We start from the raw sequence: 14,361 nt of genomic DNA, 5'->3' as shown, positions 1-14,361 counted from the left end.
AGCCGCAGGATCTTGAAAGCTCTGGCCCTGCTTGTAAAGATCTAGGCATGGGCGAGAACGTAGGCAGTGCCGTGGTTGACGACGATGAGTGGCGGCAGGTGGCCGAACTCGCCGGGTCGCTGGGTCCGAAGGTGTGTGAATGGATCTTGGAACTGGCTGACGATGCAGGCCTTCACTTGCACTCGATTGAGAAAAGGACCAAAAGTCGCTTGCATGCTGAGCAAAAGATCGTCAACAAGGTAAAGAGTGACTATTCCCTAGGGGACATGACGGACGTTCTGGGCGTTCGTGTCATTACTTTCTTTCCTGACGAAGTTGACGTCGTGGCGTCATTGATCGAACAGGAATTCGATGTTGATCGAGACAACTCGGTCGACAAGCGTGCCTTGTTGGATCCCGATCGTTTCGGCTACTTGTCGGCTCATTATGTTGTTCGAGTGCGACGGGAGCAATGCTCTCTCCGCGATTTCAATAAGTATCAGAACTTCAAATTCGAAATCCAGATTCGAACTATCTTGCAGCACGCCTGGGCCGAGATTGAGCACGATCTTGGTTATAAATCTAAGGAAGAGTTGCCGTCTAACGTTCGACGGCGCTTCTCGCGCCTCGCGGGACTCTTGGAACTCGCCGACACCGAGTTTCAGCAAATCCGGGGTGATCTCCAGATCTATCAAGCGTCGGTAGGTGTTGCCGTGCGTGACGAACCAGGCGATGTTCCCGTCAACCGCGATTCGATCTCCGCTTTTATATCCGAATCGGATCTCATACGAAGTTTCGACGTCAGGCTCGTTGCCGAGATATACAGGGGGGCTAAAATTGCGAGTAAGCCGAGTCGGAAATACTCCTCTAGGTTGGCTGTGCTCCTGCAAGAATTCGGGTTTGAGAGCATCGGCAACATCGAGAATTCCTTGCGCGATCGCGAAGCTCTCTTCGTCGCTTTCTTGGCTCAGTACAAGGCGTCTCAGCAGAGGGAGACTGTTCCGATGGGCGGATGCCTTCTTTTCTACCTTATGCTAGAGGCTGCGCTACGTCCTGAAGAGGACGGCCGGAAGCTTCTGACTCAGATAACTTCGACATTGTCATATGAGAAGGCCCGGGCTAGGGCCCTTGCGGCGGAGGTCGAGAGAGTTTGAGTAGGCGGCGCGGCAGGTGTTAGGAATAGTGCGACAGCCCGGCATGCCATGTAGATGTTCGGCGATGGAGCTGGCAAACATCCTGGCGTGCAGCGCGCCTCCGCGCTTGCGGCGGTTCAATCGACTGAGATGAATGTCAGCCTGCTGCGCAGCCGCACTTCGGGGTGCGCGCAGGGCCGCCGGCGTGTGGTCTGGGGACATCAACGACCGTACGCTCGTGACGTGCGGATTAGGGCTTACCAGGCGGCGGAGGTAGCGGAACGAGAGCTGGCGGTCGCGTTACCGGGTAGGTGGAGGCACGTCCGCGCTGTAGCGGCGAAGGCACGCCAGTTGGAGCGCCTAACCCTCCCCGAGGATCAGGATCTGGTAGTTACGGCTGCTTGGCTTCACGACGTCGGCTACGCTCCTGGCATCGTTGATACGGGCTTCCACGCGCTCGACGGCGCACGATGGCTTCAACGTCATGGCTTTGAAGACCGCGTCGCTGCTCTGGTCGCCCACCACTCCTGCGCCGTCTACGAAGCAGACGAGCGCGGTTTGCGACAGGCTCTGGCCAGCGAGTTCCCGCGTGAAGAGAGCGCTGTCTCAGACGCCCTCTGGTACGCGGACATGACGACCGGCCCGGACGGCCAAGATCTCACCGTCGATGAGAGGCTTGCGGAGATCCGGCAGCGCTACGGGCCGGACGATGTCGTGACGCGGTTCTGGCTAAGAGCTGAGCCGACTCTCCGAGACGCCGTACGCAGGACCCAATGTCGTCTGTCAGCTCAGCCGATGTAGGGGACAGAGCGTCGCTCGAACCCGTGGTCGACCCTGAGCCGCATCGAAGGGTGCATCGGAAGCCCGTCCAGTTGGTCACGGGCCACCCACACCACGGACGAGGACTCGTCGCTGGTCATCGGGTCACCGGAGAGGTACTGGGCGCGGAAGCAGATTGAGAACTGCTGCCGTACCTCGCCGTCGCTGTACTCCACTAGGTGTCTGGGATCGGAGTAGATCCCGACTATCTCGGTCACCTCGACCTCGATGCCGGTCTCCTCGCGCGTCTCCCGCATGGCCGTCTCGGCAATGGACTCGCCGAAGTCCTGAGCACCGCCCGGCAGTGCCCAGAGGCCGTTGTCGGTCCGCTGGATGAGCAGCACCCGGTTCCGGTTCTCCCCGTCCTCAACAAAGACGGTCACTGCTACCACGATCTTGTTCGGCTTCGGAGCGTTCGGGTTGTCGAAGTGCTCGATCCGCGCCATGCCTTCCCCCTGTCAGTGTTCAGGCCACACAGCCCGCTTCTGCCCGAGCACTCGGTTGAAGCTCGCTACATAGCTGTCGAAGAGGTCTCCACCGCCAAGACGCCGCAGGTGCAGCACCGGCGAGTACGCGGCCGGTGTGCCGTAGAGATGAGTGTTGACCAGCATCTCGTCATCGAAGCGGTAGATGGAGTTGTAGAGGATGGTGTCGTGGAAGTAGATCCCCACGTTGTCCAGATCCCGAAGCTCCTTGTAGAAGGCCAACGCGTTCAGGATTTTGTTGGACATCGCCGGGCCGATGCCCTCGGCGTCGCCGCGCTCGGCGATGTGCACACCCTCCGGGTCGCCGAACAGCAGCTCTACCTGCGCTCCGGCCATCGCCTTCTCGCGGAGGGTCCCGATCCACCGGTGGTTGAACTCGGGCAGGAACAGTCCTCCGTAGACCAGGACGCCGACCTGCCGGGTGGCCTGCTCCAGGAGTCGCTGCCAGAGGTCAGTGGGGACGGCTCCGCGGCGCGGGTAGATGTGGACCAGCTCTGACTGGCTGATCTGCACGGCTCGCTGGGTCGGTAGCGCATCCGGCCAGAGGTACGACTCGCTCTCGTCCAGCAGTTCGGCGATGGAGTGGCGATAGCGCGGATACGGGATGCGAGCCTGGGTCACCCATCGCTCGACAGTCTTGGGATCGACGCCGACTCTCTCGGCCAACGCCGATGCCGTCAGGCCCTTCTTGAGCATCCCGTTGCGAAGACGATCGTTCGGCATCGCGTCTCCTGCTCACTGGGCCTGGGGACGGCATTGGGGACGACTCACCCTAGCAAGGACGTCCCTAATCGTCCATTACTCGCGGTGAAGTCGTCATCACGAATTCGCAGAGCCTGAATCCACAACACATGCCATCCAGATAGGACGCGACGAGCCATCGAAAACGTCGCGCCGATGGCCCGATGGAGGTGGCTATGCGCGGCGACGAGACGGCGAGCAAGGGTGAACAGGCTGAGGCGGCCGAGCGGGAGGCTGCCAAGCAGCGCATCCTTGCTCAGGCCGAGGCGGAACGCGTACCCGTGAACGACACGACCCGTGCGGTCCCGGACCGGCGGTGGCGACGTGAGCAGCGATGACCTCCCCATCGGACGCCGGGTCGCCGGCTGGCGGGTGCGACGGTCGATGACCCAGCAGATGCTTGCCGACCGCCTGCGCAGGTCGAAGAGCTGGGTGGACAAAATCGAACGCGGCGTTCGCCCCCTGGACCGGTACTCGGTCATCCAGGAACTCTCCCGCGTCCTGCGGGTCGACCCGGAGGTGCTACTCGGCCAGCCGCCCAGCCCTCCGAGCAGCACCCCGGCCGGAGTGGACGACATCCGGGCCGCCCTCGCCCGCTACGACACCCCGCCGAGCCGGCCACACATGCGCGAGCTGAGGCGGCAGGTCGGGCACGCCTGGTTGACGTACCAGCACGCGCACTACGCGGAGCTGCTGCGCGTGGTGCCGGGTCTGCTCGACGCCGCCCAAGGCGCCCGGTCGCCGGAGGTGCTGGTGCAGGCGTACCGGATCGCGGCGCTGTTGCTGGTCAAGCTCGGTGAGGCCGACCTCGCCTGGCTGGCCGCCGACCGCGCCATGGGTGCCGCCGCCGACGATGCGCACCTCACGGCGACAGCGGCAATCGCGGTCGCCCAGGCGCTACGCGCGTCGGTCCGGGAACGGCTGGCCCTGTCGGCGACCCTCACCGCTGCACACCGTGTCCTTCCCCCGTCAGCCGACGAAGGTGATCAAGAGGTCTGCGGCACTTTTGGAGATCAAAGTCGACGCCAACCTCTTGATCACCAGGGCCGGGGCGAACACGCGCGCCGGGGTGACCGTCGAGCGTGGGCGGTGGGCGGGACGTTGCTGGTTCAGGCAGCCCTCGCTGCCGCCGGCTGCGGCGAGCACCGCCGCGCCACCGAGCTGATCGACCGGGCAGCGGGCGTCGCCGCGAACCTGCGGGGGTACGACGAACCGCACGGCACCAGCTTCGGGCCGGTCACCGTGGACATGGCGCGCGTGCTCCTCGCCGCGCAGCGGGGTGACACCGACGGCGCACTGACACGGCATGTGAGCGTCGTGCGGCGGGAGGTGTGGCGGCGATTGCCGGCCGAGTATCGCGGCGCCTACCTGCTCGACGCCGCGCGGATCTACCTGCACGCCGGTGACGTGCGCGGGGCGGCGCGTGCGTTGGTCGACGCGGACAGTGTCGCGCCGGGTGAGGTTCGGGGGCGGGCTCTGGCGCGTACCCTCATCGCCGATGTTGCCCGTGCCAAGCCGGCGGCGGCCGGCGTGGCGCGGCTGGCGACGCTGGTCGGGCTTACCCGGTGACGGACTCGCGGTGGCGTACGTCGTCGGCGGGGTTGATGGTGCGGACCGGGTTCGGGACCGGGTTGCGGCGTTTCCACTCGCGGGGGTAGCCGAGGGAGACCTCCTCGAAGCGGACGCCGTCGTAGAAGGTCGTGCGGGGGATGTGCAGGTGCCCGTAGACCATCGTGGACGCGCCGAAGCGCAGGTGCCAGTCGCGGGTGCGCAGGGTGCCGCACCACTGGGCGAATTCCGGGAACCAGAGGATGTCGGTGGGTTCGCGTACGAGGGGGTAGTGGTTGACCAGCACGGTTGGCAGGTCCGGGTCGCGTTCGGTGAGGCGGCGTTCGGTCTCGGTGACGCGGGCGTCGCACCAGGCCTCGCGGCTCGGGTACGGGTCGGGGTGCAGCAGCGCCTCGTCCGTGCAGACCACGCCGGCCGCGTGGGCCAGGGCCAGCGACTCCTCTTTGGTACGGGCCTGGGGCACCCGGAACGTGTAGTCGTAGAGCACGAAGAGCGGGGCGATGGTGGCGGGGCCGCCCTCGCCGTCCCATACCGGGTACGGGTCCTCGGGGGTGACGACGCCCAGCCGGCGGCACATCGCCACCAGCTCGCGGTAGCGGGTCTCGCCGCGCAGGTGCTCCGGGTCGCCCGGTGGCGTCCACAGCTCGTGGTTGCCGGGCGCCCACACGACGGTGGCGAAGCGGCTGCTCAGCAGCGTGAGCGCCCACTCGATGTCGGCGAACTTCTCGGCCACGTCACCGGCCACCAGCAACCAGTCGCCGGGGTGGTCCGGGTGCAGCTCCTGGACGAAGGCGCGGTTCTCCGCGTAACTGATGTGCAGGTCGCTGACGGCCCGCAGCCGGGGCGAAACGCTCACGGATCGAGGCTAGGCGTCGGCAGGCCGATCGGCATACTCCGATTCGGTCGTGTCCTGCTCCGCTTGCCGTGGCTACCACGGGACGTGCCCGCCGGCCGGCATATCCGCAGGCCCGGCGGGAAAGCGCGGGGCGTCCGAGAGCCCGAAACCGGAGCAGGAGACGAAACATGCCTTTCATCACCGTGGGAACGGAAAACTCCGCGCCCATCGACCTGTACTACGAGGACCACGGGTCCGGTAAGCCGGTGGTGCTGATCCACGGCTTCCCGTTCAACGGCGCGACCTGGGAGAAGGAGACCAGGGCGCTGCTGAATGCCGGATACCGGACGATCACCTACGATCGGCGCGGTTACGGTAACTCGGCGCAGCCGGCGTTCGGGTACGACTACAACACGTTCGCGGCCGACCTGGACGTGTTGATGACCGAACTGGACCTCAGTGACGTCACGCTCGTGGGCCACTCGATGGGCACCGGTGAGGTCGTACGCTACCTGGGCAACTACGGGTCCCAGCGGGTCAGCCGGGCGGTGCTGCTCAGCCCGCTCGAGCCGATGCTGGCCAAGGCCGACGACAACCCCGAGGGCGTCGAGCGGAGCATGTTCAAGGGCTTCCAGGACGCCATCATCAAGGACCGGTTCGCCTACCTGACGTCGTTCTGCGACGCCTTCTTCAACCCGGACCAGAACATGGGCAAGCGGGTCAGCGAAGAGGCGTACCGGGCGCACTGGCAGATCGGTGCGATGGCCTCCGCCAAGGCCACCCACGACAGTGTGGACGCCTGGCAGGAGGACTTCCGGCCGGACCTGCCGAAGATCGACATTCCGGTGTTGATCGTGCAGGGTGACCAGGACCGGGTGCTGCCGTACCCGGTGACCGGTCAGCGGCTCGGCCCGATGATGCCGACCGGCACACTCGTCACGCTCAAGGGCGCGCCGCACGGTATCCCGTGGACGCACGCCGACGAGGTCAACAAGGCGATCATGGACTTCATGAAGCAGCCGGCCAAGGCGCGCGCCTGACCCGCACCGGTAGCCGATCGGACGCCAGCGCCATGACGGCGCTCCGGCACCCGGCCCCAGCGTTTCGCACCGGGGCCGGGTGTCGGCGTCCGCGCGGTCACGCCCGGATCAGCGTCACCAGCCCCGCCGCGACCAGCACGCCGGCCCACAGTCGGTCGACGTTGAACCAGGCCCGGCGCAGCACCCCCACCCCGAGCACCTCGTAGACCAGCACCGCGACGGCCAGGGCGGTGCCGAACATCGCCACGGTGTGCACCCCGGCGGCCGCCAACCCGGGCAGCGCGCCCACCGGTGCCGCCGCCAGGTGCCCCGAATGGCCCCCGGAGACCGGTTCGGCCACCAGCACCGGCAGCAGCATCAGCCCCGCGCCGTGCGCCGACGACATGAGGAACGACCAGCCGGCGAGCTGTGCCGCCGACAGTCGCATGCCCGCCCAGCGGAAGTGCCGCTCGGAGAGCAGCCGCCACAGTCCGAAGCCGACCAGCAGCACCCCGCCGACCACCGCCAGGACCGTGCTCGCCGTCACCGAACGGGTCGCCGTGACCAGCGCGGCGACGATCCCCACCGAGGCCAGGTGCCCCGCCGCGATCGGCGGCAGAGCCTTCAGCAGCGCCGAACGACTGCGTTCCTGAAGGCCCCGGGCGACCGCGAACAGCCAGCCCATCGCCGGGTTCAGACCGTGGAACGCGCCGAGCGCGGCGAGCGTCGCCAGGGTTCCGACGGTCACGGGAAGCAGTACGAGTCGGAGGACGCGTCCCCGCCCTGGAGGCGCGTCTGGTGCACGCGCAGCCCCCGGAACTCGTCCCCGTGCGGGAAGAACCGCTCGTCGGGGGTGAGCCCGCCGGCCTCGACGTCCACGTCGAGCTTGGCCAGCCACGCGCCCACCCCGTCGGGGTAGAACTGGTCGTCCCACGCGCCGTAGAGGGAGTTGCTGACGTAGACCCGCCGGCCGTCCCGGCTCACCTCCACCATCTGCGGACCGCCGGCCAGGGCCTCGTCGGGCGCGGACGGGTGGGCCGTACGGCGGACGATCCCGCCCAGGTGCACCGAGCCGGTCTGCACCGGGTGCAGCGGGTCGCTCACGTCGTACTGGCGCAGCTCCCCGGTGCCCCAGCACGACACGTACAGGAAGCGGTCGTCGACGGACAGGTCGATGTCGGTCACCAGTGGGGGCACCGCCCCGAACGGCTTGAGCAGGTCGGGCAGCTTCTCCGGGTCGGCCGGTTCGGCCGGGATGTCGAGCACCTTGGTGACCGCCCAGGCGTCCCCGTCGCGATGCCACAGCCAGACCGAGGCGGACAGGTCCTCGACGCTGATCACCACCCCGACGAACCCGTACGACTTGGTCGGATCGTGCGCCGGGCGCAGCTCCAGCGGCATCTGGTACTGATCGCCCAGGTCGACCCGCTGCACGTGCCGGCGCTTGGCGAGATCCCAGAAGTGGATGGCGTGACCGTAGCGGCGACCCAGCAGCAGCTCCCCGATGATGCCGTCCTCGATCATCGACGGGGTGCCCCACTCGCTGGTGACCAGCACGTCCTGGTTGAGGTGCCACCACACGTCGTACGCGAGGAACTGCGGCCCCCGGTCGGCCTCCCACGCCCCACGGACCTCGAAGGTGGTGTGGTCGAGGATCGCGACGCCACCCGGACCCTCCTCGCCGTCCGCGCCGCCCAGCGCGGACAGGTAGATGCCGTCCGGGCCACAGTGCACGGTGTGCGGCCGGGAGTAGCCGGCCCGCTTCGCCAGCTCCTCCGGGCCGATCACCTTGACGACCTGCGGCTGGCGTGGATCGGGCTGGGTGTCGACGACGTGGATGCGCGAGGAACGCAGGCCCGGCACGATCAGGTAGCGCCGCTCGACGTGCGGGTGCGGAGCGGTCGGGCAGAGCGCGCTGCTGCACGCGTTCCAGCCGAAGTGGTGCAACTCGTCGCCGAGGTGCGGCAGGTCGGTCCAGCCGACGACCCGGCCGTAGTCGGGGGAGTCCGGGTCGGTGTCGAGCACCACGATGGCGTCCGGGCGGGTGGCCGTACGGTCGAAGGCCGCCACGTAGGCGAGCTTCTCCGCCGGCGCGGTCGCCGCCTCGCGGGGTGACGGGTAGAAGGTGGGGTCGGGCGTCCAGCGGGTCATCGCATCTCCGCTTCGTCAGGTGGCATCAGGTGGTGGGGACGCTTCCTCAGGTGGTGGGAACGCTTCCTCAGGTGGTGGGGACGCTTCCTCAGGTGGTGGGGACGCCGAGGCGGTCGAGCAGGTGCCGGCGCAGCGCGCCGAAACCCGGGTCGTCCGGCGTACCGGTGGGGCCCAGGTCGACGGGCAGGTCCGCGGCGATGCGGCAGTCGTCGAGCAGCAGGATCCGGTCGGCGAGCAGCAGCGCCTCCTCCACGTCGTGGGTGACGAGCAGGGCGGCGAAGCCGTGCTCGGCGTGCAGCCGACGCAGCAGCACCTGCATCCGCAACCGGGTGAGCGCGTCCAGCGCGCCGAACGGCTCGTCGAGCAGCAGCAGGTCCGGTTCGCGCACCAACGCCCGCGCGACGGCCACCCGCTGCGCCTGCCCGCCGGACAGCTCGGCCGGCCAGGCCCGGTGCCGCTCGGCCAACCCGACCTCGGTCAACGCCCGCTCGATCCGGCCGGCGGTGTCCGGTCCGGACAGGCCGAGCCCGACGTTGGCGGCCACCCGCTTCCAGGGCAGCAGCCGGTGCTCCTGGAAGACCACGGCGGCGGTGCCGTGCACGACGGTCTCGCCGGTCGCCTCGCCGTCCAGGCCGGCGAGGATGCGCAGGAGGGTGCTCTTGCCCGAACCGCTGCCGCCGAGCAGGGCCACGACCTCGCCCCGGGCGATGCTCAGGTCGACGCCGGCCAGCACGACCGTCGGCCCGAAGGACCGGCGGATCGCGTGGGCGGTCAGCACCGGGGTCGCGCCGATCAGGTGGCTCGCAGTCCGCGTCGCCATGTCAACATCCTCCTCTCCGCCACGCGTAGGGCAAGGTCGGATATCAGCCCGAGCAGCGCGTAGACGAGCAGGCCGAGCACCACCACGTCGGTCTGGCTGAACTCCCGCGCCTCCATCATCAGGAAGCCGATGCCGGTCTGGGCATTGACCTGCTCGCCGACGACGAGACTGAGCCAGGCCGCGCCGATCGCGAGGCGCAGGCCGAGAAACAGCGACGGCAGCGCCCCGGGCAGCACCACGTGACGCAGCCGGGCGGCCGGCCCGAGCCCGCAGGCCCGGGCCGCCTCCACCAGCCGTTCGTCGATGTCCCGGATGCCGGCATAGGTGTTGAAGTAGACCGGGAAGAACGCGCCCAGCGCCACCAGGCTGATCTTCAGTGACTCGCCGATGCCGACCCAGATGATCAGCAGCGGCACCAGGCCCAGGTGCGGCAGCATGCGGGCCATCTGCACCGGCGGGTCGACCAGGTCGTCGCCGAGGCGCAACAACCCGGCCACCGCGCCCAGGACCAGCGCCAGCACGCCACCGATGAGCAGCCCCGCGCCGGCCCGGGTGAGCGAGTCCACCAGGTGCACGGCGAGCGTGCCGTCGCGGGACAGCCGCCAACCGGTCGCGAGGACGTCGCTGGGCGCCGGCAGCTTCTCCGGCGCCAGCAGGCCGGTCCGGGCCGCCAGTTCCCAGCCCAGCACCAACGCGACCGGGCTGACCATCCTTCGCCACCGCAGCGTCCGCCGTGGGCGGCGGGCTGCGGGCGTCGGTTCCGCCGCGACCCGCGGCGGCGTTTCGAGCAGCGGGGTACGACTCACTGGAACACCGCGCTGAAACGGTCGTCCACCCGGCTCCTGATGTCGACCGGGCCCGGGATCAGGTCCAGCGCGATGAAGCTGTCGGTGATCGCCTGGAGTTCGTCGCCGATGGCCGGGCTGACCGGCGCGAGGGGCTTGGCGCTGCGGTCCAGGGCGCGGCTGGTGACGTCCTCCGGGATCTTCAACTCCGGCGCGAGCGTCCGGGCCCGCTCCTGCGGGTTGGCGATACCCCAGTCGGTCACCTCGCGGTACGTCGCGAGGAACGCCCGGACGTCGTCCGTGCGTCTGGTGACCGCGTCCGGTGCGGCCAGCACGTACTCACGGTTGCTGGCCAGGCCGGTCGCGTCGGCGAGCACCCGTACGCCGGGCTGCTCGGCCAGGGCGAAGTACGGGTCCCAGATCACCCAGGCGTCGACCTGGCCGCTGTCGAAGGCGGGGCGTCCCTCGGCCGGCTTGAGGTACTTGACGTTGATGTCGCGCAGCGTCATCTTGTTGGCCTCCAGCAGTCGGACCAGCAGCCAGTGCACGTTGGAGCCCTTGTTGAGGGCGACCGTCCTGCCCTTGAGGTCGGCGAAGCTGCGGTAGCCGCTGTCCGCCTTGACGAGTACGGCCTCGCCCTGCGGGATCGGCTCGGAGGTGCCGATGATGGAGAACGGGATCTTGCCGGCGGCGGCGAAGACCGGCGGGGCCTCGCCCACCTGTCCGATGTCGATCGACCCGGCCTTGAGCGCCTCGGTGAGCGCCGGCCCGCTCTCGAACAGCGACCACTCGACGTCCGGGGCCGCGCCGCGTGCCTTGACCAGGCTGAGCCCGCCGAAGCGCTGGTAGCCGATCCGCAGCTTGCCCCGGTCGTCGCCGGCGTCGGCGGAACCGCCGCAGGCGCTCACGCCGCCCGCGGCGAGCAGCACGAGGGCGGTGAACGCCGCGGTGAGCAGGCGGCGACGCGGGGGATGAGCGGGTGAGGGGGTACGCATGACGGCTCCTTGGCTGAGCGGGTGGGCCGGGCCGCGTCGACCGGCGGGGAATGGCGTGGGCGGTAGCCTACTAACCCGATAGGTTTTATGGGTAGGCTGTCGGTGGGTTCGTCCCACCCCTCAGGAGCGCCCCGCGCACACACGGAAAGAGCCGCGATGACCCTCACCTTCCACTGGTTCCTGCCCACCAACGGCGACAGCCGGGACGTCGTCGGCGGTGGACACGGTGTACCCACCGGCGCGGCCGGGGGCGCCCGCCCGCCGAGCGTGGCCTACCTGGGGCAGATCGCCCGCACCGCCGAGCAGCTCGGCTTCGTCGGCGCGCTCACCCCGACCGGCGCGTGGTGCGAGGACGCCTGGCTCACCACCGCGATGCTCAGCGAGGTCACCGAACGCCTCAAGTTCCTGGTGGCGTTCCGCCCCGGCCTGACCTCACCCACCCTGGCCGCCCAGATGGCCTCCACCTTCCAGCGGCTGTCCCGGGGTCGGCTGCTGCTCAACGTGGTCACCGGCGGCGAGTCCAGCGAGCAGCGCGCGTACGGCGACTTCCTGGACAAGGACGCCCGGTACGCCCGGTGCGACGAGTTCCTGCACGTCGTACGGGCGCTGTGGCGGGGCGAGACCGTCGACCACGCCGGCACGCACGTACGCGTCGAGCAGGCGCGACTGCACCGGCTGCCCGATCCCACGCCGCCGGTCTACTTCGGTGGCTCGTCGGCCGCAGCCCTGCCGGTGGCCGTACGGCACAGCGACGTCTACCTCACCTGGGGTGAGCCGCCGGCCCAGGTCGCCGAGAAGCTCAACCGGGTCCGGGCCCTCGCCGCCGACGCCGGTCGGGAGCTGCGCTTCGGCATCCGGCTGCACGTCATCGCCCGGGACACCGCCGACGAGGCGTGGGCACAGGCACGCCGCCTGCTCGACGGCATCGCCGAGGCCGACATCCGGGCGGTGCAGGAGGGTCTGCGCCGCAGCGAGTCGGAGGGGCAACGCCGAATGCTCGACCTGCACGGCGGCTCCCGCGACAGCCTGGAGGTCTCGCCCAACCTGTGGGCCGGCGTCGGCCTGGTACGCGGTGGGGCCGGCACCGCCCTCGTGGGCAGCCACCGCGAGATCGCCGACCGGATCGCCGAGTACCACGCGCTGGGCATCGACGAGTTCATCCTCTCCGGCTATCCGCACCTGGAGGAGGCGTACTGGTTCGGCGAGGGCGTCCTGCCGATCCTGCGCGAGCGCGGCCTGTGGCGACACCCCGACGCGCAGCTCGCGGCGGCGGACCAGGTCGACGTCCCGTTCGCCGGGACGTCGACCCTTCGCCCGGCACCGCAGCCGGTCGCGGCCCGGTGAGCGACCGCCCGTTGTAGCGGATGCCCGGGCGGGTGCCCTGCGACTTGTCCTGGCGTGCTACCACGGAGGCACATCCGCGACCTGGTGGTGATCTCGTGGACGACGAACGGGCAGCCGACCCGCCCCGACCTGGCGGCCGGCCGCTGCCGCCTCCACGCTCCCGGTTCGGCGCGCCACCGAGGGACGTGTTCGACGACGACGTCCCGCTGGACGTGGTCCTGCTGGGCGACGACGTCCGGCTGAACAACGACCCGTTGTTGGACGACGACGTGTTGTTCGTTGACGACGACGTGTTCATCGACGACGTGCCGTTCGTCGACGAAGAGCCCGACAGCCCGCGCCCCGACAGCGGCCCGGTGGACGAGGGCGAGGACGCCGATGGCGCTGACCCGCTGCCCTGGTGGATCATTCACGGTGAAAAGATCAACGCGACCGCGCTGGCCAACCGCAAGAACGAGCGCGAAGAGCTTCGGCAGAGAGGTCTTCCCGCGGGCTACGACACGTTCTGGGGCCACGTCGAGGATGACCCCGTATCGGTAGTGCCCACCGTACGGGACGCCATACGCACGCTGGACTGGCTGGACCGCGCGCTGCAACCGTTACGCACGCCGCAGCTCCCACCGCTCCTGGTCGGCGTGGGTGTGGCCGCCGTCGCGGCGTTCGGCATCGTCGGCGGGTCACCAACCCACCGGCTGGCGGCCACCGCCACGAGCCTCCTCCTCGGGGTCGTGGCGGCGCTTGTCGTGGTGCGCTTCGCCATTCCGTCCCGAGTGACGGCGAGCGGGGGTGCCGCCGTCGCCGTGGTGAGCGTCGCGGTGTCGGCCACTCCCGCGATTCACCTGACCCGTTGGTACGACGTCCTGGTGGGGCTCGCGTTCGCGGGTGCCGGCCTGGTCGTCGTCGCTTTGTGGCCGCTCGCGTCCGAGTGGCGCATCAGACGGGATCTCTGGACGCGTCCGCACCTGGCGCTGGTCGCCGCGCTCCTGGAGTTCGGCGAGTGCGTCGAGGCGGATGCCGCGCCATCGTCCCGACGCCGCGCCGTGCAGGCCCTCGACCGCGCCGCGACCAGGTTCGAGTTCGCGTGGCCTCGCGTGAACCGGACCGGTGTCGACGTCACCGATCGGCAGTTGCGCGCGTGGACCGGCAGAATCCGGGCGGAGACGCGGGAATTACAACGCGGGCTCGCGTTCCACGCTCCGTCGAAGCTCCACCTGCTGCTGCGTACGTACCTGCTGATACAGGCGATCGTCAACCGTCATACCCTCGACGAGAACGAGGACCGCTGGGTGCGGCACGGCAGCTGGCGTCGACCGCCGACATCGGCGATCGCCCGGCTGTGGGCACGCGGCAAGCAGTCCGGGCGTTACGTGCGCCAGTGCCTGCTCGCCGCCGTCCTCGCCAGCGCCGCCCTGCTGTTGCTCGCCGTCACGGTGTGGAGCGCGGTGCCGACCTTCATCGGCACGCACGTCTCCCGTGACCTCGGTTCGGCGCTGACCTTCGACCCGACGATGCGTGTGTTCGTCGCGACGATCAGCCTGTCGCTGTTCGCCGTCGCCGGGCGTGCCTTCACCCATCGGCGTTAACCGAGCCGATGTGCTGCTGAGTGGCATACCTCAGCGGTATGAATATGACTCTGCGGTATACCGCTTACGATCGCACCCGCCCCCACCGTGGTGACCGAGGGTC

At 69.0% G+C, this 14,361-nt stretch carries 15 protein-coding genes; 7 read left to right on the top strand and 8 right to left on the bottom strand.

The features are described from left to right. Positions 1-47: 47 nt before the first annotated feature. Positions 48-1,133 (top strand): GTP pyrophosphokinase, encoded by a 1,086-nt coding sequence (locus tag ACN263_RS16320; RefSeq protein ID WP_422735155.1) that lies wholly within the window; start codon positions 48-50, stop codon positions 1,131-1,133. A 222-nt stretch (positions 1,134-1,355) separates the two neighbouring features. Next, the gene (locus ACN263_RS16315; protein ID WP_422735154.1) at positions 1,356-1,913 is read left to right on the top strand and encodes an HD domain-containing protein; all 558 of its coding nucleotides are present in this window, start codon (positions 1,356-1,358) and stop codon (positions 1,911-1,913) included. Here ACN263_RS16315 and ACN263_RS16310 read toward each other — a convergent pair. Then, positions 1,901-2,377: an NUDIX hydrolase gene (locus ACN263_RS16310; protein ID WP_422735153.1), complete on the bottom strand. Its 477-nt coding sequence runs from the start codon at positions 2,375-2,377 to the stop codon at positions 1,901-1,903. The genes ACN263_RS16315 and ACN263_RS16310 overlap by 13 nt on opposite strands. A gap of 12 nt (positions 2,378-2,389) precedes the next feature. Continuing rightward, positions 2,390-3,139 carry a helix-turn-helix domain-containing protein gene (locus ACN263_RS16305; RefSeq protein ID WP_422735152.1) on the bottom strand — a complete coding sequence of 250 codons (750 nt, stop codon included), beginning with the start codon at positions 3,137-3,139 and terminating at the stop codon, positions 2,390-2,392. 194 nt (positions 3,140-3,333) lie between these two features. Here ACN263_RS16305 and ACN263_RS16300 point away from each other — a divergent pair, with 194 nt between their 5' ends. Together ACN263_RS16300 and ACN263_RS16295 are read left to right on the top strand one after the other, a co-directional pair. Beyond that, the gene (locus ACN263_RS16300) at positions 3,334-3,495 is read left to right on the top strand and encodes a hypothetical protein (RefSeq protein ID WP_422735151.1); all 162 of its coding nucleotides are present in this window, start codon (positions 3,334-3,336) and stop codon (positions 3,493-3,495) included. Beyond that, a complete protein-coding gene (locus ACN263_RS16295; protein WP_422735150.1) occupies positions 3,482-4,726 on the top strand; it encodes a helix-turn-helix domain-containing protein in 1,245 nt (414 codons plus the stop codon). Before ACN263_RS16300 ends, ACN263_RS16295 begins: the two co-directional genes overlap by 14 nt. Here ACN263_RS16295 and ACN263_RS16290 read toward each other — a convergent pair. Continuing rightward, positions 4,716-5,582: a metallophosphoesterase family protein gene (locus ACN263_RS16290; RefSeq protein ID WP_422735149.1), complete on the bottom strand. Its 867-nt coding sequence runs from the start codon at positions 5,580-5,582 to the stop codon at positions 4,716-4,718. The genes ACN263_RS16295 and ACN263_RS16290 overlap by 11 nt on opposite strands. 167 nt (positions 5,583-5,749) lie before the next feature. Between ACN263_RS16290 and ACN263_RS16285 the strand changes: the two genes are divergently transcribed. Then, a complete protein-coding gene (locus tag ACN263_RS16285; RefSeq protein ID WP_422735148.1) occupies positions 5,750-6,601 on the top strand; it encodes an alpha/beta fold hydrolase in 852 nt (283 codons plus the stop codon). A 97-nt stretch (positions 6,602-6,698) separates the two neighbouring features. Here ACN263_RS16285 and ACN263_RS16280 read toward each other — a convergent pair whose 3' ends face one another. The 5 genes from ACN263_RS16280 to ACN263_RS16260 form a co-directional block, all read right to left on the bottom strand. Then, entirely contained in the window at positions 6,699-7,328 is a 630-nt protein-coding gene (locus ACN263_RS16280; RefSeq protein ID WP_422735146.1) for a hypothetical protein, read from the bottom strand. Continuing rightward, positions 7,325-8,731, bottom strand: coding sequence for a selenium-binding family protein (locus tag ACN263_RS16275; RefSeq protein WP_422735145.1), 1,407 nt, complete (start codon positions 8,729-8,731; stop codon positions 7,325-7,327). Before ACN263_RS16275 ends, ACN263_RS16280 begins: the two co-directional genes overlap by 4 nt. A gap of 88 nt (positions 8,732-8,819) precedes the next feature. Next, positions 8,820-9,551 carry an ABC transporter ATP-binding protein gene (locus ACN263_RS16270; protein WP_422735144.1) on the bottom strand — a complete coding sequence of 244 codons (732 nt, stop codon included), beginning with the start codon at positions 9,549-9,551 and terminating at the stop codon, positions 8,820-8,822. After that, on the bottom strand, positions 9,524-10,261 hold the full coding sequence (locus tag ACN263_RS16265; protein ID WP_422735143.1) for an ABC transporter permease: 738 nt from the start codon (positions 10,259-10,261) through the stop codon (positions 9,524-9,526). Before ACN263_RS16265 ends, ACN263_RS16270 begins: the two co-directional genes overlap by 28 nt. Before the next feature lie 92 nt (positions 10,262-10,353). After that, a complete protein-coding gene (locus ACN263_RS16260) occupies positions 10,354-11,331 on the bottom strand; it encodes an aliphatic sulfonate ABC transporter substrate-binding protein (RefSeq protein ID WP_422735142.1) in 978 nt (325 codons plus the stop codon). A 156-nt stretch (positions 11,332-11,487) separates the two neighbouring features. On the opposite strand from ACN263_RS16260, the gene ACN263_RS16255 reads away from it, so the two are divergent. Further along, positions 11,488-12,675: an LLM class flavin-dependent oxidoreductase gene (locus ACN263_RS16255; RefSeq protein ID WP_422735141.1), complete on the top strand. Its 1,188-nt coding sequence runs from the start codon at positions 11,488-11,490 to the stop codon at positions 12,673-12,675. Between the two features lie 185 nt (positions 12,676-12,860). Continuing rightward, positions 12,861-14,258, top strand: a complete 1,398-nt coding sequence (locus ACN263_RS16250) for a hypothetical protein (protein ID WP_422735140.1) — start codon at positions 12,861-12,863, stop codon at positions 14,256-14,258. The last annotated feature ends 103 nt before the right edge of the window (positions 14,259-14,361 follow it).

It is taken from the genome of Micromonospora sp. WMMD729, from assembly GCF_049315225.1.
Taxonomy (GTDB): Bacteria; Actinomycetota; Actinomycetes; order Mycobacteriales; family Micromonosporaceae; genus Micromonospora.
The sequence above is the reverse complement of the archived record's forward strand: the minus strand, read 5'-3'. Positions and strand labels throughout refer to the sequence as shown.

What these genes read in the sequence shown, in the direction of transcription:
- ACN263_RS16255 (WP_422735141.1), top strand. Translation starts at nt 11,488, where the DNA reads ATGACCCTCACCTTCCACTGGTTCCTGCCCACCAACGGCGACAGCCGG.
- ACN263_RS16260 (WP_422735142.1), bottom strand. Translation starts at nt 11,331, where the DNA reads ATGCGTACCCCCTCACCCGCTCATCCCCCGCGTCGCCGCCTGCTCACC.
- ACN263_RS16265 (WP_422735143.1), bottom strand. Translation starts at nt 10,261, where the DNA reads ATGGTCAGCCCGGTCGCGTTGGTGCTGGGCTGGGAACTGGCGGCCCGG.
- ACN263_RS16285 (WP_422735148.1), top strand. Translation starts at nt 5,750, where the DNA reads ATGCCTTTCATCACCGTGGGAACGGAAAACTCCGCGCCCATCGACCTG.
- ACN263_RS16310 (WP_422735153.1), bottom strand. Translation starts at nt 2,377, where the DNA reads ATGGCGCGGATCGAGCACTTCGACAACCCGAACGCTCCGAAGCCGAAC.
- ACN263_RS16300 (WP_422735151.1), top strand. Translation starts at nt 3,334, where the DNA reads ATGCGCGGCGACGAGACGGCGAGCAAGGGTGAACAGGCTGAGGCGGCC.
- ACN263_RS16320 (WP_422735155.1), top strand. Translation starts at nt 48, where the DNA reads ATGGGCGAGAACGTAGGCAGTGCCGTGGTTGACGACGATGAGTGGCGG.
- ACN263_RS16270 (WP_422735144.1), bottom strand. Translation starts at nt 9,551, where the DNA reads ATGGCGACGCGGACTGCGAGCCACCTGATCGGCGCGACCCCGGTGCTG.
- ACN263_RS16305 (WP_422735152.1), bottom strand. Translation starts at nt 3,139, where the DNA reads ATGCCGAACGATCGTCTTCGCAACGGGATGCTCAAGAAGGGCCTGACG.
- ACN263_RS16275 (WP_422735145.1), bottom strand. Translation starts at nt 8,731, where the DNA reads ATGACCCGCTGGACGCCCGACCCCACCTTCTACCCGTCACCCCGCGAG.